General features: G+C 44.8%; 18 protein-coding genes. 13 read left to right on the top strand and 5 right to left on the bottom strand.

Features of this window, described 5'->3' with window-relative positions; genetic code table 11:
• Positions 1–22 precede the first annotated feature (22 nt).
• Together OCU35_RS10765 and OCU35_RS10760 are read right to left on the bottom strand one after the other, a co-directional pair.
• Complete coding sequence (locus OCU35_RS10765; protein WP_261825352.1) at positions 23–760, bottom strand: copper homeostasis protein CutC; 738 nt, start codon at positions 758–760, stop codon at positions 23–25.
• A 109-nt stretch (positions 761–869) separates the two neighbouring features.
• Positions 870–1,478 carry a peroxiredoxin C gene (locus tag OCU35_RS10760; protein WP_102501825.1) on the bottom strand — a complete coding sequence of 203 codons (609 nt, stop codon included), beginning with the start codon at positions 1,476–1,478 and terminating at the stop codon, positions 870–872.
• A gap of 195 nt (positions 1,479–1,673) precedes the next feature.
• Here OCU35_RS10760 and OCU35_RS10755 point away from each other — a divergent pair, with 195 nt between their 5' ends.
• Together OCU35_RS10755 and OCU35_RS10750 are read left to right on the top strand one after the other, a co-directional pair.
• Positions 1,674–2,585 carry a hydrogen peroxide-inducible genes activator gene (locus tag OCU35_RS10755; RefSeq protein ID WP_017031251.1) on the top strand — a complete coding sequence of 304 codons (912 nt, stop codon included), beginning with the start codon at positions 1,674–1,676 and terminating at the stop codon, positions 2,583–2,585.
• Positions 2,586–2,710: 125 nt separating this feature from the next.
• On the top strand, positions 2,711–3,022 hold the full coding sequence (locus OCU35_RS10750) for a DUF6482 family protein (RefSeq protein ID WP_017031250.1): 312 nt from the start codon (positions 2,711–2,713) through the stop codon (positions 3,020–3,022).
• 17 nt (positions 3,023–3,039) lie between these two features.
• On the opposite strand, the gene mutH is transcribed toward OCU35_RS10750, so the two are convergent.
• Entirely contained in the window at positions 3,040–3,705 is a 666-nt protein-coding gene (gene mutH, locus OCU35_RS10745; RefSeq protein WP_017031249.1) for a DNA mismatch repair endonuclease MutH, read from the bottom strand.
• Positions 3,706–4,317: 612 nt separating this feature from the next.
• Here mutH and rppH point away from each other — a divergent pair.
• From rppH to OCU35_RS10715, 6 genes are all read left to right on the top strand, one after another.
• The gene (gene rppH, locus OCU35_RS10740) at positions 4,318–4,836 is read left to right on the top strand and encodes an RNA pyrophosphohydrolase (RefSeq protein ID WP_017028921.1); all 519 of its coding nucleotides are present in this window, start codon (positions 4,318–4,320) and stop codon (positions 4,834–4,836) included.
• 12 nt (positions 4,837–4,848) lie between these two features.
• Positions 4,849–7,101 carry a phosphoenolpyruvate--protein phosphotransferase gene (gene ptsP / locus OCU35_RS10735; protein ID WP_261825351.1) on the top strand — a complete coding sequence of 751 codons (2,253 nt, stop codon included), beginning with the start codon at positions 4,849–4,851 and terminating at the stop codon, positions 7,099–7,101.
• 2 nt (positions 7,102–7,103) lie between these two features.
• The gene (locus tag OCU35_RS10730; protein WP_198590156.1) at positions 7,104–7,898 is read left to right on the top strand and encodes a sulfite exporter TauE/SafE family protein; all 795 of its coding nucleotides are present in this window, start codon (positions 7,104–7,106) and stop codon (positions 7,896–7,898) included.
• Between the two features lie 22 nt (positions 7,899–7,920).
• The gene (gene lgt / locus OCU35_RS10725) at positions 7,921–8,745 is read left to right on the top strand and encodes a prolipoprotein diacylglyceryl transferase (protein ID WP_065599009.1); all 825 of its coding nucleotides are present in this window, start codon (positions 7,921–7,923) and stop codon (positions 8,743–8,745) included.
• On the top strand, positions 8,745–9,596 hold the full coding sequence (locus OCU35_RS10720; protein WP_261825350.1) for a thymidylate synthase: 852 nt from the start codon (positions 8,745–8,747) through the stop codon (positions 9,594–9,596). Before lgt ends, OCU35_RS10720 begins: the two co-directional genes overlap by 1 nt.
• Before the next feature lie 115 nt (positions 9,597–9,711).
• Positions 9,712–10,704 (top strand): Solitary outer membrane autotransporter beta-barrel domain, encoded by a 993-nt coding sequence (locus tag OCU35_RS10715; RefSeq protein WP_240698231.1) that lies wholly within the window; start codon positions 9,712–9,714, stop codon positions 10,702–10,704.
• A 218-nt stretch (positions 10,705–10,922) separates the two neighbouring features.
• On the opposite strand, the gene OCU35_RS10710 is transcribed toward OCU35_RS10715, so the two are convergent.
• Positions 10,923–12,071, bottom strand: a complete 1,149-nt coding sequence (locus OCU35_RS10710; protein ID WP_017028915.1) for a Na/Pi symporter — start codon at positions 12,069–12,071, stop codon at positions 10,923–10,925.
• Positions 12,072–12,414: 343 nt separating this feature from the next.
• Between OCU35_RS10710 and nhaR the strand changes: the two genes are divergently transcribed.
• A complete protein-coding gene (nhaR, locus tag OCU35_RS10705; protein ID WP_017028914.1) occupies positions 12,415–13,302 on the top strand; it encodes a transcriptional activator NhaR in 888 nt (295 codons plus the stop codon).
• A gap of 84 nt (positions 13,303–13,386) precedes the next feature.
• Positions 13,387–13,686 carry an ArsR/SmtB family transcription factor gene (locus OCU35_RS10700; protein ID WP_017028913.1) on the top strand — a complete coding sequence of 100 codons (300 nt, stop codon included), beginning with the start codon at positions 13,387–13,389 and terminating at the stop codon, positions 13,684–13,686.
• A gap of 95 nt (positions 13,687–13,781) precedes the next feature.
• Here OCU35_RS10700 and rpsT read toward each other — a convergent pair whose 3' ends face one another.
• Positions 13,782–14,042, bottom strand: coding sequence for a 30S ribosomal protein S20 (gene rpsT, locus OCU35_RS10695; protein WP_017028912.1), 261 nt, complete (start codon positions 14,040–14,042; stop codon positions 13,782–13,784).
• A 300-nt stretch (positions 14,043–14,342) separates the two neighbouring features.
• Here rpsT and murJ point away from each other — a divergent pair, with 300 nt between their 5' ends.
• From murJ to ileS, 3 genes are all read left to right on the top strand, one after another.
• A complete protein-coding gene (gene murJ, locus OCU35_RS10690) occupies positions 14,343–15,902 on the top strand; it encodes a murein biosynthesis integral membrane protein MurJ (RefSeq protein WP_261825349.1) in 1,560 nt (519 codons plus the stop codon).
• Positions 15,903–16,028: 126 nt separating this feature from the next.
• Positions 16,029–16,961, top strand: coding sequence for a bifunctional riboflavin kinase/FAD synthetase (gene ribF, locus OCU35_RS10685; protein ID WP_017028910.1), 933 nt, complete (start codon positions 16,029–16,031; stop codon positions 16,959–16,961).
• Between the two features lie 94 nt (positions 16,962–17,055).
• Positions 17,056–19,887, top strand: a complete 2,832-nt coding sequence (ileS, locus tag OCU35_RS10680; RefSeq protein WP_261825348.1) for an isoleucine--tRNA ligase — start codon at positions 17,056–17,058, stop codon at positions 19,885–19,887.
• Position 19,888 lies beyond the last annotated feature (1 nt).

Raw genomic sequence — 19,888 nt, 5'->3', positions numbered from 1 at the left:
CATAGAAAACTTACTGGAACCCTTATTGGAAAAGGCTTTTCACGGACTGAATAGCAGTAAATCCAGTCACAGGGATCTGGAAGTCATCCACGTCACTGGCTCCCATTTGCGCTTCGTTTTGAATACACGTCATCTTGCTTGCGCGTACGGTTTTACCTGACAGGTGCAGCTCGCTGATGCCTGTCTTATTCAAAATCTCTTGCGCATTGCCAGCATTAACGCCAGCCCCAGCCATAATTTGAATTCGCCCAGCCGCTTGTTGATGTAGCTTAGCCAGTGTTTCGATACCTGCCTGTGCTGTGCTTTTTTGTCCCGACGTCAGGATTCGTTCGCATCCAAGGGAGATAACGTCTTCCAAGGCTTGCTCAACATCTTGGCATTGATCGATTGCGCGATGAAAAGTCACCCCCATTCCTGATGCTGCGTCGATGAGCTTTTTGCACATAGAAACATTTACTTTGGCATCAGTGGTCAAAACACCAATGACGATGCCATCTAAGTTCGCCTCTTTCGCAGCCTGAACATCGGCAAGCATGATGTCGAGATCTTCTTCTGAGAAGAGGAAGTCGCCTTGTCTAGGTCTTATCATTGCGTAGATTGGGATGGAAGAGGCTTGTTTAGCTTGCTTCATGAATCCAAAGCTGGGAGTGAGTCCACCAAGAGCCAGTGAAGAGCAAAGCTCGATACGTGTTGCGCCAGCGCGAATCGCCGTGTGTAGGGATTCTATATTGTCGATACAAACTTCAAGTTGATAGGTCATAGGAATAGGCCGAGTGATTTTTCACGATTATATCTAATCACCAGACAATAAAAAGCAGGCCAATACAATGTATTGGCCTGCTTAACGTTAATTAGCTACAAGTAGTGAATTACTTGCTTAGGTCTGAAGCGTGCTCAGATAGGAAGTCTGCAACACCTTTTGGAGATGCGTCCATACCTGCTTTGCCTTCTTCCCATTGTGCTGGACAAACTTCACCGTTCTTCTCGTGGAAGTTCAGTGCATCAACCATGCGTAGCATTTCGTCGATGTTACGGCCTAGAGGAAGGTCGTTAACTACTTGGTGACGTACAAGACCGTCAGAATCGATTAGGAAAGAACCACGGAAAGCAACGCCTGCTTCTGGGTGCTCAACATCGTATGCTTTACAGATTTCGTGCTTAACGTCAGCAACTAGTGGGTATTTAACTGGACCGATACCGCCATCTTCGATAGCAGTGTTACGCCATGCGTTGTGAGAGAACTGAGAATCGATAGAAACGCCGATTACTTCAACGCCTTTGTCTTGGAAATCTTGGAAACGGTTGTCGAACGCGATCAATTCAGATGGGCAAACGAACGTGAAGTCTAGAGGGTAGAAGAAAACTACCGCTGTTTTGCCTTTAGTGAATTCTGCAAAGTTGAAGTTATCAACGATCTCACCATTGCCTAGTACAGCTGCTGCTGTGAAATCTGGTGCTTGACGGCCTACTAATACCATTTTGAACTCCTAAAATATGTAATGATGCCTGTGTTTCAGGCTTAGTCCATGTTTGTACGGGACAAACTATAATACACAATATACTATTGAAAAAAGCGAATTAAATAGATTAAGTCAATCGAAAAAAGCGATGTTTAAAACTTGTTAACCAGCGCACAAAACGAATGATAACCGACGGTAATTTTTGAAACTTATATGAATAAATGGCCCAGTCTCAAACAGCTCCACTATCTGATCACTTTGCATGAAACGCGTCACTTTGGTGAGGCCGCTCAGCTGTGTTTTGTTAGCCAATCGACTTTAAGCAAAGGGATTCAGAATCTCGAAGAGCAATTTGGTTGTTCACTGTACGAGAAGAAAGATAAGAAGAGTGCATTGGTGTTTACCCATATCGGTGAAATGGTGGTTAAACAAGGACGAGAACTGCTCACTAAGAGTCAAGATTTGATGGAGCTTGGCCAACTTGCGTGTGGCGGTGCAATGCAGGGGCAATTGAGGCTTGGGGCTATCCCCACTATCGCCCCGTTTCTTTTAAGTGGCCTGGTTCATGAAGTGAACAAAAACTTCCCCGACTTAACCTTATTACTAAGAGAAGACACCACCGCAAATCTGCTGACGGCTTTGCAAGACGGACAATTGGATGTATTAGTGCTAGCCCTGCCTGTGGATATCGGTAACTTTGCCAGCAAGGTGGTTGGGCGAGATCAATTTAGAATGGTGATCAGTGAATCTCAAGCGGGAAGCGTAAAGACTCCATTGCATTATTCGGATCTCCCTGATGAGTCGGTGTTCTTACTAGAAAAAGAGCACTGCCTTACCGATCATGCCGTTTCAGCGTGTAATCTGACTGAAAAGAGCAAGATAAACCCATTTACAGCAACGAGTTTACATACCTTAGTACAGATGGTGGCCAATGGTCTGGGCACTACCTTTATTCCTCAGATGGCGATTGATCACGGGCTACTGGCAAACCATTCACTGCGTGTTATCGATCCACCAGGTCGTCAGGCCTACCGCAATATAGGGTTAGTGTGGAGGCCAAGCAGTACCCGAACTGAAACCTTTGCTCAATTGGCCGAAGTGATCGAGAAATTATTAGAGAAATAACGATATAGCCACATTTTCTGCTCCCTTGCGTATATCTAAATGAGTCTAATTTTCAGAAAGATCCCCAATTTAGTTGATCCTCTATAGTTGGTGGTCTTTACTAAAAAGTAGTGTGGGGGTGTATCATGCAAAAACATCAGTTCGACCAATGGATTCATGCTGATATCGAGAGGCATATGGAAGTGCCAAAAGTCTTCGTTATCGGGTGTGCTGATCTTTCTACTTATCAGCTTGCTGTTGAATTTAAGCACAAGCTTGAGCCGATACGTGAAGACGATAAGCCAATGTCTTTTGCTTCATTAGAGATCGTCAAAGAAGAGTTGATTAAGCTTGGATTAGATAGCGCTTACTTGCGACTGCATAACGCTTATGACGAATGTGGCTCACCAGAAGACAAGCCATATTGTGATATTGAGTTATCTCTTAAGAGTTATTAGCGCTCAGCAAATTCGAGCTATTGGCTTTCAAGCAAAATAGAGTGGGTAAAGTGGCTTCGTAGGTAGAAACCTCGAGGCAAGGTCTTTATTTGCTTACCACTCGCACCATAGGCATCAGTCAGCGCTCGACTATTGGCGGCTTTGGGGCGAATTTGCATGACCTCACCGTGCCTTGCACTGATCTCATGGATCCTTCCTGTAGCGATCATCTCCATTAATTCCTCCCAATCCTCTCTCAGCAATGTTTCTTGCTCATGAGATGGTGTCCATAATTTGGGAAAACCGACGTGGCGCTCTGCAATGGGTAATTCTCTCTCACCTTCTACCGGAACCCACAATACCTTGCTGAGTTTTTGCCTGACATGACTTTGCTGCCATGTCAGTCCATGAATTCCAGTCAAGGGTGCGACACAAACAAAGGTGCTCTCTAGAGGTTTACCTGAGTGACTAAGAGGGATTGTTTTTAGTTCGATACCAAGGTGAGCAAAATCTTGCTCAGGTCTACTTCCTGCTTCAGCACCAAGGTGAGCTTCGATAAGTTGACCTACCCAGCCTTTATCGCGACGAAGATCCTTTGGCACCTCAATACCCGCTTCTTCTGCTAATTCAGCAAAGGAATATCCAGCTAAGGATTCTGCTTTGTCTAGCAGTTCTCGCTCGGATTGTGGGGGAGTTGTCTGCACAGCTGATCTCCATTTGCAAAAGATCGTTATTTATCAAAGATCTTTGATGATAGGGGAATGGGCAATTATAAGCCAACTAGAGTGCAAAATGAAGGTTATCCACAGGGTGGGTGATAATAACTGTAATAATTGATACTTATGTATAAATAAACAGGGGTTTATGTCACGTTATAGGCTTGTTTTGCTGACTTAAGTATGCCTCTCTAAGCTTAGTGTGTGGATAAATGAATGTATGGTTGAATTTTGAACGATCCTAAAGGATCAAATATTAAGCAATTATGCCCTGAGTGATCTATATACAATTTTTGGTTTATAGTGTTGATATTTAAAGATTTATTATTTTGTTGTTATGCCTTTATAGTTTTCATTGAGATCAAAAATTAGTCCGTAAATTAATTATCTCAAGTTTTCTCACAAAGTTACTCACAGATATAGTGAATAAATAGCACTAAACAAAGTGACTCTGTTGATAAAGTAAGATTTGCTCGCTATTTATCCAATGTTAGCATCCTGACTTCATAGTTTGACAACTTTTACTACGGTTGCATTTGCTCAACTGGGGGATCTGTGGAAAAATCGACTCATATAAAATTTATCAGTAGAGGTTAGCCAGTGATCGATGGCGATGGTTACCGCTTAAATGTGGGAATCGTAATATGTAACAACCACGGTCAAGTGTTTTGGGCTAAACGATACGGACAACATTCATGGCAATTTCCACAAGGTGGAATCGACGACGGTGAGACGCCAGAACAGGCGATGTACCGAGAATTGTATGAAGAGGTCGGATTAACCAAACAAGATGTAAGAATTGTCACTACTAGTCGTCATTGGTTGCGTTATCGCTTACCAAAAAGATTGGTACGTTGGGACTCCAAACCTGTCTGTATCGGGCAAAAACAGAAATGGTTCTTATTGCAACTCACCTGTGATGAATCGCAGGTGAACATGCAAAGAGGGCCAACTCCAGAATTTGATGGATGGCGTTGGGTAAGTTTTTGGTACCCAGTGAGACAAGTTGTCTCTTTTAAAAGGGATGTCTACCGCAGAGCAATGAAAGAATTCGCTTCTTTTGCTATGCCTTTCACAGATCGAAAGCAAAACCGAAAACGCAAACACCGCAAAGGGTAGTGAGGCGCAATAATGCTAAATCAGCTAAGGGATATAGTTGAGCACGTATCTCGGGTCGAAGATATACATCAAGCACTTGAGGTGTTTGTTGAACGTACCTGCGATGCGATAAATAGCGAATGTTGCACCATTTACCTTTCTAATCACCAAAAGCAGCGCCTTGAGTTAATGGCAACCAAGGGGCTGACTTTTTCTGGTGAGCGCCTGCATATAGGCTTTCAAGAGGGTTTGGTTGGCTTAGTCCATAGAACCGCAGAACCCTTAAACGTTGCAAAAGCTTCTCTACACCCTGATTTTAAATTTTTCCCCCAGCTTGGCGAAGACGTCTATCAAGCCTTTTTAGCGACGCCTATTGTCCACCGCAAGCGAATGCTTGGTGTGGTGGTCATCCAACAGAAAACGCCGCGATTATTCAGTGATACCGAAGAGTCTTTTCTAGTGACTCTCTCCGCTCAGTTAGCGGTGCTTATTGCCAGTGAGCAACAGCAAGGTAATTGGCTTCTACAAGAGAGAAAAAGCTCCACTGTAACTGGTCTCTCAGCATGTAACGGGATTGCGATTGGACCTATCTGGCGTGGTAACGATGAGCCCTTGCTCAAAGACGTATCACCCGCATCTGCTATTGATATCGAGAAAGACAAGGAATGGCTTCTCGTAGCGATAGAGTCGGCTCTGACCGAATTTAGACGCCTTAGAAAGCAACTCGATAGCGACCTTAATAAAGATGCCTTAGCTATCTTTGATTTGTTTACTCACCTTTTGAATGATCCCAAACTTCGTGGAGATCTGATTAAGCAGATAGAGAAAGGGGACGCGGCTGATTGGGCTCTGCGTCAGGTGATAGAGCGTTACTCTAATCACTTTGCCCGTATGAATGATATTTACCTTCAAGAGCGCTCTCAAGATGTTAGGGAGCTAGGTCAGAGGTTGCTGTATTTCCTCTATCATTCGCAAGCCAAAGAAATCAAACTTGAGAAACCGGTTATCTTTGTCGTGAACGAGCTCACAACGACGTTGTTAGCATCAGTACCAAGAGATAAGCTCCTTGGGGTGATTTCATTGCAAGGTGGGGTAAACTCTCACGCGGCAATCCTATCTCGCGCTTTGGGCATACCGTCGGTCATTGGTTCAAACCTCAAAGGTATCGAAGCAGATGATAGACATATCATCTTAGATGGCTATAGCGGTGAGGTATTGCTAAACCCTACAGCCAAAGAGATGAGCGACTATCAGAAGCTATTGGCTGAAGAGCAAGAAGTTCGCTCTATGGTTGAATCAGAGGTGCGTGAGCCAGCGCTAACCTCGGATAAGGTTCCTATCACTATTTTGCTTAATGCTGGATTGGGCGGCGACGCGAGCTACTCATTCTTTGATGTTGTGGATGGTGTGGGACTCTATCGTACCGAGATATCCTTTATCGTTAAGCAGGCCTTCCCTTCCGAAGATGAGCAGGTGGAGACGTATCGAAAAGTTTTGGCGTACTCACAGGGGAAACCGGTTGTGATGAGGACGTTAGATATTGGTGGGGATAAATCACTACCATACTTCCCAATGGAAGAGGAAAACCCATTCTTGGGCTGGAGGGGGATTCGCTTTACTCTCGATCATCCTGATATCTTCTTGATTCAGGTTCGAGCGATGATGAGAGCGAGTGTCGGTCAAAAGAGTGAACTGAAGATCCTTTTACCTATGATCTCCGGCGTGCCTGAATTGGACTCCGCACTCTCTTTGATTGCTCAAGCTTATCATGAGGTGGCGCTCACTCATCCGCGAGTGAAAAAGCCTAAAGTGGGCATCATGCTTGAAGTACCTTCCATGATCTATCTACTGCCGGTGATTGCCAAGCGCATTGATTTTGTCTCTGTGGGGACTAATGACCTTACTCAATATCTATTAGCCGTGGATCGAAACAACAGCCAAGTTTCAGAGCTCTATGAAGTGGTGCACCCCTCGGTATTGATGGCGTTAAAACAAATACACGATGCCTGTCGATACTCAAAGATCCCAGTTTCAATCTGTGGCGAGTTAGCGGGTGACCCTATCGGTGTTTTACTGTTATTGGGTTTGGGATTCAAACAACTTAGTATGAACTCAGCCAATGTGGCCAATATAAAATACGTAATTAGGCAATCAAATCTTGATGATTTAGAGGCGCTTGCCAATCAAGCCATAACTAAAGCGTATGCCTCTGATGTGCATAAGCTTGCCTTCGACTACCTAGAGAAACGAGACCTTGCCGGGTTTGTTCGGCCCGGAAAACATTAATGATTACATTCGAATTAATCGCCATCTTAGTGATGATTGGTGCGCTGGTGGGCGTGCTTGCAGGATTGCTAGGCATCGGCGGTGGCCTTATTATCGTTCCTGCATTGTTATTTTTACTGCCAAAGTCCGGCGTATCAGCGGATATTGCCATGCAAATGGCGCTGGCCACTTCCTTAGCTTGCATCATCATTACCTCTGGCTCATCGGCACTTAATCACTATCGAGTGAACAATGTCGATATGTTTGTGGTCAAATTCTTGATTCCAGGTGTGATACTGGGTGGCTTTGGTGGTAGTTTTGTGGCGGAATTTATACCAAGCCAGTATTTGCCCCCTGTTTTTGGTTGTATTGTCCTGTTCTTATCCATCAAGATGTTTATCTCGGTGAATGCTAGGGAAGTAAAACCTTTACCAAGCGCAACAAAGACCTTTATATCTGGAACTACGATCGGTACTATCTCAAGCCTAGCGGGTATCGGAGGTGGCTCTCTGATGGTTCCATTTCTTAACCGTCACGGCATAGAAATGCGCAAAGCGATTGGCACCTCATCGTTTTGTGGTGCACTACTTGCTGCTTCTGGAATGATTGGTTTTATTCTGCATGGAGTCGGGGCGAAAGACTTGCCCGCCCATAGCGTGGGCTATGTGTACCTTCCAGCCTTGCTGGCGATTGCCTGTAGCTCTGTACTAACCAGTAAGCTTGGTGTGAGGTTAACCTCGGTATTACCCACCCAGGTACTGAAAAAATGTTTTGCCGTATTGCTGCTGATAATAGCGATACGAATGCTTTTCTTTTAATGATTTGCTCTAAGAAGATTTTATGAATCAAGGATTTATCTCTTTTCCCCATATCGACCCAATATTGCTAGAAATTGGTCCAGTTTCTATTCGCTGGTATGGACTGATGTACCTATTTGGCTTCGCATTTGCTATGTGGCTAGCCAATCGTCGCGCGGATCAACCTAATAGTGGTTGGACGCGAGAGCAAGTGTCCGACATGCTGTTCTTAGGGTTTCTCGGTGTGGTCGTTGGTGGGCGTGTTGGTTATGTATTGTTCTACCATTTCGACCTGTTTTTAGATAATCCGTTTTACCTGTTCCAAGTATGGACAGGGGGAATGTCTTTCCATGGTGGCTTGCTCGGTGTGATCTCAGCGATGGCATTCTATGCCTACCGCAACGGTCGTACCTTCTTCAATGTGGCTGACTTTATCGCACCGCTTATCCCGTTTGGATTGGGCGTTGGTCGTATCGGTAACTTTATGAATGACGAACTGTGGGGCAGAGTAACGGATGTGCCATGGGCGGTAATGTTCCCATCGGGCGGCTATTTGCCACGACACCCTTCTCAGCTTTATGAAGCGATTTTAGAAGGGATAGTGTTGTTCTTTATCTTGAACTTCTTTATTCGTAAACCTAGACCGGCTGGCGCTGTGTCAGGGCTGTTCTTGATTGGCTATGGTTCTTTCCGCTTTATCGTAGAGTACTTCCGTGAGCCGGATGCTCACCTAGGGCTGTTTGGTAACTGGATCTCTATGGGGCAAATACTTTCAACTCCAATGATCCTAATTGGCGCCGCTATGATGTGGTGGGCATACAAATTCAACCAGAAGTCCCTTGAAGTGAACAAGGCGAAGGAGAAGTAATGAAGCAGTATCTAGACCTATGTCGCCGTATCGTTGATGAAGGGCATTGGATTGAGAACCAGCGCACTGGTAAGCGTTGTTTGACTGTTATCAATGCAGATTTAACCTATGACGTAGCGAATAACGCTTTCCCATTGGTGACGACCCGCAAAAGCTTCTGGAAAGCGGCTGTTGCTGAGCTGCTTGGATACATCCGTGGTTACGACAACGCAGAACAGTTCCGCCAACTCGGCACTAAAACCTGGGACGCAAACTCGAACCTCAACGACGCATGGTTAAACAACCCGTATCGTAAGGGTGAAGATGACATGGGGCGTGTTTATGGCGTTCAAGGTCGTCAGTGGGCTAAGCCAGATGGTGGACACATTGACCAACTACGTAAGATTGTTGATGATCTTACAAAAGGTGTTGATGACCGTGGTGAGATCCTGAACTTCTACAACCCAGGTGAGTTCCACATGGGCTGTTTGCGTCCATGTATGTATAGCCATCACTTCTCTTTGCTTGGCGATACCTTGTTCCTAAATAGCACGCAGCGCTCTTGTGATGTCCCATTAGGGCTGAACTTCAATATGGTGCAAGTGTATGCCTTCTTGGCCATCATGGCGCAGATCACCGGTAAGAAGCCGGGTGTGGCTTATCATAAGATTGTGAATGCGCATATTTACGAAGACCAACTTGAGTTGATGCGCGATGTGCAGTTGCAGCGAGAGCCACTCAGTGCACCTAAATTTATCATTAACCCTGAGATTAAGAGCTTAGAAGACCTAGAAACTTGGGTGACCTTAGATGATTTCTCAGTGGAAGGTTACGAATCTCACCCTGCGATTCGCTATCCATTTTCGGTATAAAGACAAATAATTTAAATTTATCTCACTGAATTTTAAAAACTATTGCTTAAGAGGCTAATATTTAGGTATTAGCCTTTTTTATGCTCGGAACTCAGTGGATAGAGTTAATTTTAAAATGAAACATGGATGTAGTGCAGCCTTAATGATGGCGGTATGGGGATTCTCCAATACTGCCATTGCTAGCCTTATTGATCCTGACCAGTATCTTACGGATATCTACTCAACGGCCTTGGTGTTGACGGACAGTGAACTGCTGACCATTGGTTTTGGTAGCTTTGACCCAAACCAGATTTTTGGCACCAATAACCCTGACTTTGGTGGCCAAGAGGTAATTGATACCAAGCGGAAAATCGCGGTGACCTCTCTTCCTATCTCTTTTTTATTCTCTAATGAAGAAAGCCTTTGGCTACATCGATTAAAGCTCAGGGCCGCCTATATGGGGTTAACGAGAGATATTGACTATGACCAACTAGAAGACTTAGGTATTACTTGGGAGAGCGATAAGAATGAAGACCACGTAATAGCAGGTTATGCCGAATATGCCCTGGGCTATCAGATATCAGAGGGGTGGCAGTTATTCGCAGGCACTGGGCTTCATCTCATGCACTACAAGAATAAATTTACCGCCAATAGCCCTGCTGCAGAAACAATAGAAGAGCTAGGTATTAATTCAGCGATTAATGGCTCGTCGAACATTTGGATAGCCGAGCCTCAAGCTGACTTGATCTATACCAAAGATACCGGTCCGGGAGAGGTTCGCTTTAATAGCGAATATCACTATTTTTGGGGCAGAAGCTTTGGCGGCAGCATTGGAACCTCTAATGCGACCACTGAAGGTTGGCGTATCATGAACGGCATACAGTACAAGTATCATCTAGACCCTTGGGGAAGCCGCAAGCAAGACTTGCTGTTTAGAGTACGTCGAATTGATGTCGGTGGTAATTTAAGAGAGCCCTTGGATACCACTCACTATGCTGAATATAGCTTTGGCTGGGTGATGGACACTAGCGACTACTCATCATTGATCTACAACGTGGGTATAGGTATTTCATTAAACTATGGCAGCTCATTGAAAGGCGGTGCATTGGTCATCTATTACAATGAATAATACCAATCACACTAAGTAAGTGATCAAAAATAGCGAAGGAAAAATACTCGAGAACAAGGCAGCATTTTTCGATAAGTAGTTATTCTACAATCAAAAATTCTAACGCAGTTATCGAGTATTTTAACTAGCTAGGGTGATCAGTTATTTAGTACGATTGGTATAAGTCTACAGACGAAAAAAAACCTGCCAATCGGCAGGTTTTTTAATTCTTTAGTTGTTTATGCCGTCATCGCGATAATCGCACCTGGCATAACAACGAATACTGCAATTAGATATCCAGCAACAACGCTCTTGTTCTTAATGGCCATTGTTGAAATCCAATCAGCACCCTTCAGTGGCAGTTCACGTAGGAACGGAATACCAAAGATGAACAAGGTTGCCGCTACGTTGAACAACAAGTGCACTAGAGCAATCTGAAGCGCAAAGGCTGCAAACTCACCAGTTACTGCTGTTGCCGCAAGAAGCGCAGTAATACAGGTACCGATGTTTGCACCGAGTGTAAATGGATACACATCACGTACCTTAAGAACACCAGAACCTACCAATGGAACCATTAAGCTAGTCGTTGTTGATGAGGACTGAACCAGTACCGTTACAACAGAACCAGAGAAGATACCGTGAAGAGGACCGCGACCAATAGCGTTCTTCAAAATCTCACGTGCACGACCCACCATCAGGCTCTTCATTAGTTTACCCATGATGGTAATAGAGATGATGATGGTAGCGATACCCAAAATAATCATGCTCACACCGGCAACGACAGGACCGAAGGCGGTTAGCGGTTCTTGAATCACACTAATTAGAGGTTTTGTCAGAGGCTTAATGAAGTTAAAGCCACCCATGTCTAGGTCACCCGTGCTCATTAGCGGAGCGACTAGCCAAGCTGAAAGCTTGCCAAAGATGCCAAACATCATCTCTAGTGGTAGGAAGATCAATACCGCCAGCAAGTTGAAGAAGTCATGAACGGTCGCACTTGCAAATGCACGTTTAAACTCTTCTTTACAGCGAAGGTGACCAAGGCTTACTAGAGTGTTAGTTACCGTGGTACCGATATTTGCACCCATAACCATAGGGATAGCGATTTGAACCGGAAGTCCGCCCGCTACAAGGCCTACAATAATAGAGGTAACTGTACTTGATGATTGAATAAGAGCCGTTGCTACAAGGCCGATCATCAAACCTGCTACTGGGTGAGATGCAAAGTCAAAAAGTGTTTTGGCATGTTCGCCAGAGGCCATCTTAAAGCCACTGCCAACCATTGAAACTGAAACAAGAAGTAGGTACAGCATGAAAGCCAAGTTAGCCCAACGTAGCCAGCTGGTTTTACCTGCTGTTACTGCTGAAACTGAGGATGCTTGGTTGTTCATTTGTTATCTCCGGGCCCGTTTTAGGCTTTTAATCAACTGTTGGCGAGTTTAGATAACTAATATTTCAGTTATATTACAGTTTTATAAATAATCGCCTTTTTCTTACCCAATGTAAGTAAACGTTTGCGTAAGTTTTTAAGTTCGCTAAGGTGTTGATTTTTAAGGTTTTAACTTTTGTTGCTAACCTTGCTGTTGGACGCTCCTTGAGCAACTTTAGTGTCAAATGTTGATCTGGTCCAAATATTAATGTGACAAAACTGTCATCTTACTTTAACTTGGTTTCGGTAATATCGAAGGTTAATGCACTTTACCTTTAATTTTAAAGGTTGGTATAGGAGAGGAAATGTCGCATTTAAATTATAATCATCTCTATTATTTCTGGATGGTTTGCAAACAAGGGTCTTTAACCAAAGCTGCCGATGCTCTATTTCTTACGCCACAAACGGTGACAGGGCAGATCAAAGCACTAGAGCAGCGCCTCAATGGCAAGTTAACTAAACGCAACGGCCGAAGCATAGAGCCTACTGAGCTTGGGCAGTTGGTATTTAAGTATGCCGATAGAATGTATGACTTGAGCTATGAAATGCTCGATATCGTTAACTACAGTCAGCGAGCCAATCTATTGTTTGAGGTTGGGGTAGCGGATGCACTCTCAAAAAGCTTAGTTAGCCGTATTCTTTCTACGACGATTCCATCTGATGGTAACATTCATCTTAGATGCTATGAGTCCACCCACGAATTGTTGTTGGAGAAACTGTCTCAGCATAAGCTGGATATGATTCTTTCTGATTGCCCTATTGATTCCTCTCAAAATGCTGGCCTTTATAGTAAAAAGCTAGGAGAGTGCAAAATGAGCTTTTGCTCAGCGACTCCGATTGATGAAAAAGAGTTCTTAGCCAATTTAGAGCAATACAAGCTATTGATTCCAGGTTCTAGAACGTCAATGGGACGCAAGATAACAGAATGGTGCGATAGACAAGGGTATCAACCTACCATTCTTGGCGAGTTTGATGATTTTGCCTTAATGAAGGCATTTGCCGAGGCGCATCCTGATACCGTATTTGTTGCTCCAACTCGTTATCCTTATAAAAAAGACACTGGTGGTTTTCATAGAATTTCGTCAATAGATGCTTTAAAAGAAGAGTATTACGTGATTTTTGCAGAACGAATGATCCAGCACCCAGCAGTAAAAAGTGTCTGTGACGCTGATTTTTCTAATATTTTCCATTAATTTTCACCAGCAGAGGTTTAATTTTGTCAGCCTCAACGGTAATCTTAATTCAGTAATCGAACTATGAGATATGATTGATACGCTATGAACTTGCAAGCAATGGAGAAAAACTCTCCTCAAGCCATATCATTGCTTAAGGCAATGGCAAACGAGAGACGCCTTTTTATCTTGTGCATGTTGCATGACAGGGAGTTATCGGTAGGAGAATTGTGCCAACAACTCGACCTTAGCCAGTCAGCATTATCTCAACATCTTGCTTGGCTTAGAGGTGACGGGTTAGTTGAAACTCGCAAAGAGGCTCAAACGGTCTATTACTCGCTAAGTAGTCCTGAGGTGAAACGCATGATTCATCTGCTGCACGATATGTATTGCTCAGAAGAGTAGTGAGGGGCGCAACTGGCGCCTTTTGACGTGTTACAGGATCGACAGATACAAAAAAACCGGCAGAAGCCGGTTTTTTATCTGAATCGAAGTTCTAATTAAAGAGCTTTGATTGCAGCAGCGAAGCGTGCCTTATGACGTGCAGCTTTATTCTTATGAATAAGGCCTTTAGTCGCAGCGCGATCTAGGATCGGTGCAACAGCTTTAAGTTCAGCAGTTGCAGCTTCTTTGTCGCCAGCTTCAATAGCAGCGATAGTTTTTTTCATGTAAGTGCGCATCATAGAACGACGGCTAGCATTGTGCTGGCGACGTTTCTCAGCTTGGATAGCGCGCTTCTTAGCAGATTTACTGTTTGCCAAGGGTCTAACTCCCAAAAACTTGTTCGGTAACAATATAGGGCGTGGAGAATGCCTGTTTGCTAATCGAAAGTCAATTGATTTGTGTGAAAACTCATCTAAAACAATGTAATTTTGTTTCGACGGGTTAACACGGTTAAGATGGCGGGGATTTTAACAGCATTTGGGGGTTAGATCTACACTCAACCTCAGATACTTCCCCCTAAGTGTATATATCAATAAGTTGGAGTATCTTTCTGGTAGGCTATGCCTTCGCTAGGAGCATGCTAATTGCTAGTTGCATCAGTTGATTAAGGAATAAAAGTGAGTAAAGGACTTCTTCGGTCGGGCGCTATTGTCAGTGCCATGACTCTAGTCTCTCGTGTTTTAGGGTTAGTTCGCGACGTTGTGGTTGCCAACCTTATGGGTGCAGGAGCAAGCGCAGACGTATTCTTCTTTGCCAACAAGATCCCAAACTTTTTAAGACGATTGTTTGCTGAAGGGGCTTTCTCACAAGCCTTTGTCCCCGTGCTAACTGAATATCACTCCAAAGGTGATATGAATGAAACGAGGCAATTGATCGCTAAGGTGTCAGGAACGCTCGGGGTGATTGTCTCCATTGTCACCGTTGTTGGTGTTTTAGGATCCGGTGTGGTGACGGCAATCTTTGGTACTGGCTGGTTCCTAGATTGGCTAAATGGCGGTCCATCGGCTGAAAAATTTGAGATGGCCAGCTTAATGCTGAAGATCACCTTTCCTTATTTATGGTTTATCACCTTTGTTGCCTTATCAGGGTCAATACTGAATACCTTGGGCAAGTTTGCGGTTTCTTCTTTTACTCCCGTATTCCTGAACGTGATGATCATTCTATCGGCAACCATGATCTCACCACGCCTCGAAAATCCAGAGATAGGATTGGCGATAGGTGTTTTCCTTGGTGGTTTGGTGCAGTTTTTCTTCCAACTTCCTTTTCTTATTAAAGAAGGCGTTCTGGTTAAACCTAAATGGGGCTGGCGTGACCCTGGTGTGGTGAGAATTCGCACCCTGATGATCCCTGCATTATTTGGTGTCTCTGTCAGTCAGATCAACTTGCTGCTGGACACCTTCATTGCCAGTTTTCTGCAAACCGGCTCGATTAGCTGGCTCTATTACTCTGACCGTCTTCTTGAATTTCCCTTAGGCTTGTTCGGTATTGCCATTGCAACTGTGATTTTGCCTGCCTTATCTCGAAAACACGTCGATGCACAAAGCGAAGGCTTTGCTTCAACGATGGATTGGGGTGTGCGCATGGTGTTACTGCTTGGATTGCCAGCCATGCTAGGTTTGATCGTATTGGCAAAACCTATGCTAATGGTACTGTTTATGCGTGGAGAATTCGGTGTCCATGAGGTGCAGCAGTCTTCTTATTCATTAGTGGCCTATGCCTCCGGCTTATTGAACTTCATGTTAATTAAGGTACTAGCGCCTGGTTATTACTCCCGCCAAGATACGAAAACGCCAGTGCGCTACGGCATTATCGCGATGACGTCTAACATGGTGTTCAATATTATTTTTGCTTGGCATTACGGTTATGTTGGCCTAGCAATGGCCACGGCCTTGTCGGCATTTGTGAATATGGGCTTATTGTATAGAGGCTTGCACAAAGCTCAGGTGTACCGTTTAACTCGTCAAACCCTTGGCTTTATATTGCGCCTTGGAATATCGGGTAGCGCTATGGTAGGCGCCATCTTATATCTACTTAAGCCACTAGAGAGTTGGCTGAGCATGTCTCTTACTGAGAGAATTCTTGAGTTAACCTTGATGATAGGGACTGGTGCTGTGGCGTATTTATTAACGGCATTAGTGCTTGGTGTTCGATTTAAGCACCTAAAAGCCAGTGCTTAATTTAGGTCAAAATAAATCAGCGCTTCTCGTTGCTAGCATCTATTACAGGTTTCGGTATATAATTCGCCAGTTTAGGGCTGTATGGCCCACAATGTCGACTGAGAAGGTTAGGTTTTAACACGTTACATGCATCTTATCCGAGGTAGCCACAACATACGCTCTGAGCATCAGGGGTGTGTCTTGACCATAGGTAACTTTGATGGTGTCCACTTAGGGCATCAAACGGTCTTGAAGCAGGTACAACAAAAAGCTGAAGTTCTTGGTCTTCCCGCTGTGGTGATGACGTTTGAACCGCAGCCTTTAGAGCTATTCCTGCAAAGTAAGGCGCCAGCTAGGCTGACTCGGTTGCGTGATAAATACGTGCAACTCAGTAAATTGAACCTAGAGCGATTGCTGTGTGTGAACTTTAGTAAGCGCTTTGCCGGACTTCCTCCAGAGCAGTTTATTAAAGAGTTGCTGGTGGAAAAGCTTGGTGTGAAATTTCTCGTTGTCGGTGATGATTTTCGCTTTGGACGTAAACGTCAAGGTGACTTTTCTATGCTTCAACAAGCAGGAAAAGAGTATGGATTTGAGGTTGTGAGCACTGAAAGTTTCTGTCTAAATACAGAAAGAGTCAGCAGCACAGCAATTCGTCAGGCGTTAGCCAATGACGAACTGGCACAAGCCAAATCCATGCTAGGAAGACACTACAGCATTAGTGGGCGTGTATCACACGGACGAAAGCTAGGAAGAACCATAGGTTTTCCTACTGCGAATATCCCATTAAAGCGAACTGTGTCTCCCGTCTCTGGCGTGTATGTGGTGGAAACCAGCATAGACGGTCGAATGGTTGGTGGCGTGGCTAATGTTGGCCAACGACCAACAGTAAACGGTGTACGACAGCAACTAGAAGTACACTTTTTTGATTTTTCAGAAGATTTATACGGCAGACAATTAGAGGTCTGCCTTTTACACAAGTTGCGCGAAGAAGTGAAATTCCCTTCGTTCGAGGCACTTAAAACACAAATTGAATTAGATGCAGAAGCTGCTCGGGTGTGGTTGCTTCAGCACAGGCGCTGACGATATTTGAGGCTTTGCAATACCATTTGCACTGCATTAAATAGGCGTTCGCCATAATGTCTAACTTCGCCCAATATTACGGAACTAAGAATCGATGACTGACTATAAAGATACCCTGAACCTCCCAGAAACAGGGTTTCCAATGCGCGGTAATCTGGCGAATCGTGAACCAGAGATGCTTAAGCGTTGGTATAAAGAAGATCTTTACGGTGCTATCCGTGAAGCTAAAAAAGGCAATAAGCCTTTTGTTTTGCATGATGGCCCTCCATACGCAAACGGTGACATCCACATTGGTCACGCGCTAAATAAGATTCTTAAAGACATTATTATTAAATCAAAGACTCTTTCTGGTTACGATGCACCTTATATCCCAGGCTGGGATTGTCACGGTCTTCCAATCGAATTAATGGTTGAGAAGAAAAAAGGCAAGCCAGGGCATAAGATCTCTGCGGCTGAATTCCGTGAAGAGTGTCGTAAGTACGCTGCTGGTCAGGTTGAAGGTCAGAAAGAAAGCTTCAAGCGTCTAGGTATCATGGGTGAGTGGGATAAGCCATATCGCACTATGGACTTCGGTACTGAAGCCAACATCATTCGCGCTCTAGGCAAAATCGCAGACAACGGTCACCTACTGAAAGGCTTTAAGCCAGTTCACTGGTGTACGGACTGTGGTTCAGCTCTTGCAGAAGCGGAAGTGGAATACAAAGACAAGGTTTCTCCGTCAATCGATGTGAAATTTGCGGCGGCTGATGAAAAAGCAGTATTGAGCAAATTCTCTCTAGCGGATGGCCATGAAGGCGAAGGTGATATCTCAGTTGTTATCTGGACAACGACGCCTTGGACTCTTCCTGCTAACCGCGCTGTATGTATGCGTGACGATCTTGAGTACGTGTTAGTTCAAGTAGAAGGTGAAAACCCTCAGCGCTTGATTCTTGCTTCTGATCTTGCAAAAGATGTGATGGATCGTGCGGGTATCGAGCACTTCCATAACCTTGGCTTTGCTAAAGGTGCTGATCTTGAACTGTTGAAATTCCAACATCCGTTCTATGACTTTACTGTTCCAGCGATCCTTGGTGAGCACGTAACAACAGATTCAGGTACAGGTATCGTTCATACTGCACCAGGTCACGGTCAAGAAGATTTCGTGGTTGGCCAACATTACAACCTAGAAGTGGCTAACCCTGTGGGTTCAAATGGTGTGTATCTTCCAGATACTGAACTGTTTGCGGGTCAGCACGTGTTTAAAGCAAACAACTCTGTACTAGAAGTACTTAAAGAGAAAGGTGCTCTGCTACATCACCATGCTTATGAGCACAGCTACCCACACTGCTGGCGCCACAAAACGCCAATCATCTTCCGTGCTACGCCACAATGGTTTGTCTCTATGGATCAAGCTGGGTTGCGTACAAATGCACTTGAAGCTATCAAGGGCGTTCAGTGGATGCCTGAGTGGGGTCAAAGCCGCATTGAAGGTATGGTTGAAGGCCGCCCAGAGTGGTGTATCTCTCGTCAGCGTACTTGGGGTGTACCAATCACCTTGTTTGTACATAAAGAGACTTCTGAGCTTCATCCAGACACTCAACAGCTTATCGAGAAAGTCGCTCAACTTGTTGAGCAAAAAGGCATTCAAGCTTGGTGGGATGTAGACGCAGCAGAACTTCTTGGTGAAGAAGACGCAGCAAACTACGAGAAGACTCTAGATACTCTAGATGTATGGTTTGATTCAGGTGTGACTCACTACTCTGTCGTTGATGCTCGTGAAGAGTTTAACGGTGCAGGTGCAGATCTCTACCTTGAAGGCTCAGACCAACACCGTGGCTGGTTCCAATCATCATTGATCTCTTCTATTGCAATGAAGGGTGAAGCACCGTACAAGCAAGTATTGACGCATGGCTTTGTGGTTGATGGCCAAGGCCGTAAGATGTCTAAATCAGTGGGTAACGTGGTTGCGCCTAAAGATGTGACTAACAAGCTGGGCGCAGACATTCTTCGTCTATGGGTATCTTCTACAGATTACACGGGTGAAGTTGCGGTTTCTGATGAAATCCTGAAACGCAGTGCTGATGCATACCGTCGTATCCGTAACACCGCGCGTTTCTTCCTTGCGAACCTAAGTGGCTTCAACCCTGCAACGGACCTTGTTCCTGCAGAAGAGATGGTTGCGCTAGATCGCTGGGCAGTAGGTCGTGCACAAGCAGCACAACAAGAAATTGTTAAGGCTTACGAAGAATACAATACACACGCAGTAACCCAGCGTTTGATGCAGTTCTGTTCTATCGAGATGGGTTCTTTCTACCTAGACGTAATTAAAGACCGTCAGTACACAGCGAAGCAGGGCAGTCATGCTCAACGCAGCTGTCAAACTGCACTTTACTACATCGTTGAAGGGCTCGTTCGTTGGATGGCGCCAATCATGTCGTTCACTGCAGATGAGATCTGGAACGAAATGCCAGGTGAGCGCGATAAGTTCGTATTCACTGGTGAGTGGTTCGACGGTCTATTCGGCTTAGCGGAAGGCGAAGAGCTGAACAATGAGTTTTGGAGTGACGTACAACAAGTTCGTGCTTCTGTGAACAAGCTTCTTGAAGACGCGCGTAAAGAAAAACTGATCGGTGGTTCACTTCAGGCTGAAGTCACTCTGTTCGCAGACGACGCACTGGCTAGCAAGTTAAACAAGCTTGGTGATGAACTTCGTTTTGTTCTGTTGACGTCTCGCGCTGATGTAGCTCCAGTATCAGAGAAATCTGACACGGCTCAGCAAACTGAAATTGAAGGTTTGTTTGTTCAAGTGAACGCGACTGAGCTTGAGAAGTGCGACCGTTGTTGGCACCACACTGCAGATGTAGGCACGATCGAAGGCCATGAGACTATCTGTGGTCGCTGTGTGTCAAACGTAGAAGGCGAAGGCGAGGTTCGTAAGTTTGCCTAAT

The sequence above is a fragment of the Vibrio breoganii genome (assembly GCF_024346795.1).
Classification (GTDB): Bacteria; Pseudomonadota; Gammaproteobacteria; order Enterobacterales; family Vibrionaceae; genus Vibrio; species Vibrio breoganii.
The sequence above is the reverse complement of the archived record's forward strand: the minus strand, read 5'-3'. Positions and strand labels throughout refer to the sequence as shown.

Excerpts from the sequence above, each read along its gene's own strand:
- OCU35_RS10755 (WP_017031251.1), top strand. The coding sequence starts at position 1,674 with ATGAATAAATGGCCCAGTCTCAAACAGCTCCACTATCTGATCACTTTG.
- ribF (WP_017028910.1), top strand. The coding sequence starts at position 16,029 with ATGCATCTTATCCGAGGTAGCCACAACATACGCTCTGAGCATCAGGGG.
- ileS (WP_261825348.1), top strand. The coding sequence starts at position 17,056 with ATGACTGACTATAAAGATACCCTGAACCTCCCAGAAACAGGGTTTCCA.
- OCU35_RS10710 (WP_017028915.1), bottom strand. The coding sequence starts at position 12,071 with ATGAACAACCAAGCATCCTCAGTTTCAGCAGTAACAGCAGGTAAAACC.
- OCU35_RS10765 (WP_261825352.1), bottom strand. The coding sequence starts at position 760 with ATGACCTATCAACTTGAAGTTTGTATCGACAATATAGAATCCCTACAC.
- OCU35_RS10715 (WP_240698231.1), top strand. The coding sequence starts at position 9,712 with ATGAAACATGGATGTAGTGCAGCCTTAATGATGGCGGTATGGGGATTC.
- OCU35_RS10750 (WP_017031250.1), top strand. The coding sequence starts at position 2,711 with ATGCAAAAACATCAGTTCGACCAATGGATTCATGCTGATATCGAGAGG.
- ptsP (WP_261825351.1), top strand. The coding sequence starts at position 4,849 with ATGCTAAATCAGCTAAGGGATATAGTTGAGCACGTATCTCGGGTCGAA.
- nhaR (WP_017028914.1), top strand. The coding sequence starts at position 12,415 with ATGTCGCATTTAAATTATAATCATCTCTATTATTTCTGGATGGTTTGC.
- OCU35_RS10760 (WP_102501825.1), bottom strand. The coding sequence starts at position 1,478 with ATGGTATTAGTAGGCCGTCAAGCACCAGATTTCACAGCAGCAGCTGTA.
- lgt (WP_065599009.1), top strand. The coding sequence starts at position 7,921 with ATGAATCAAGGATTTATCTCTTTTCCCCATATCGACCCAATATTGCTA.
- OCU35_RS10700 (WP_017028913.1), top strand. The coding sequence starts at position 13,387 with ATGAACTTGCAAGCAATGGAGAAAAACTCTCCTCAAGCCATATCATTG.
- OCU35_RS10720 (WP_261825350.1), top strand. The coding sequence starts at position 8,745 with ATGAAGCAGTATCTAGACCTATGTCGCCGTATCGTTGATGAAGGGCAT.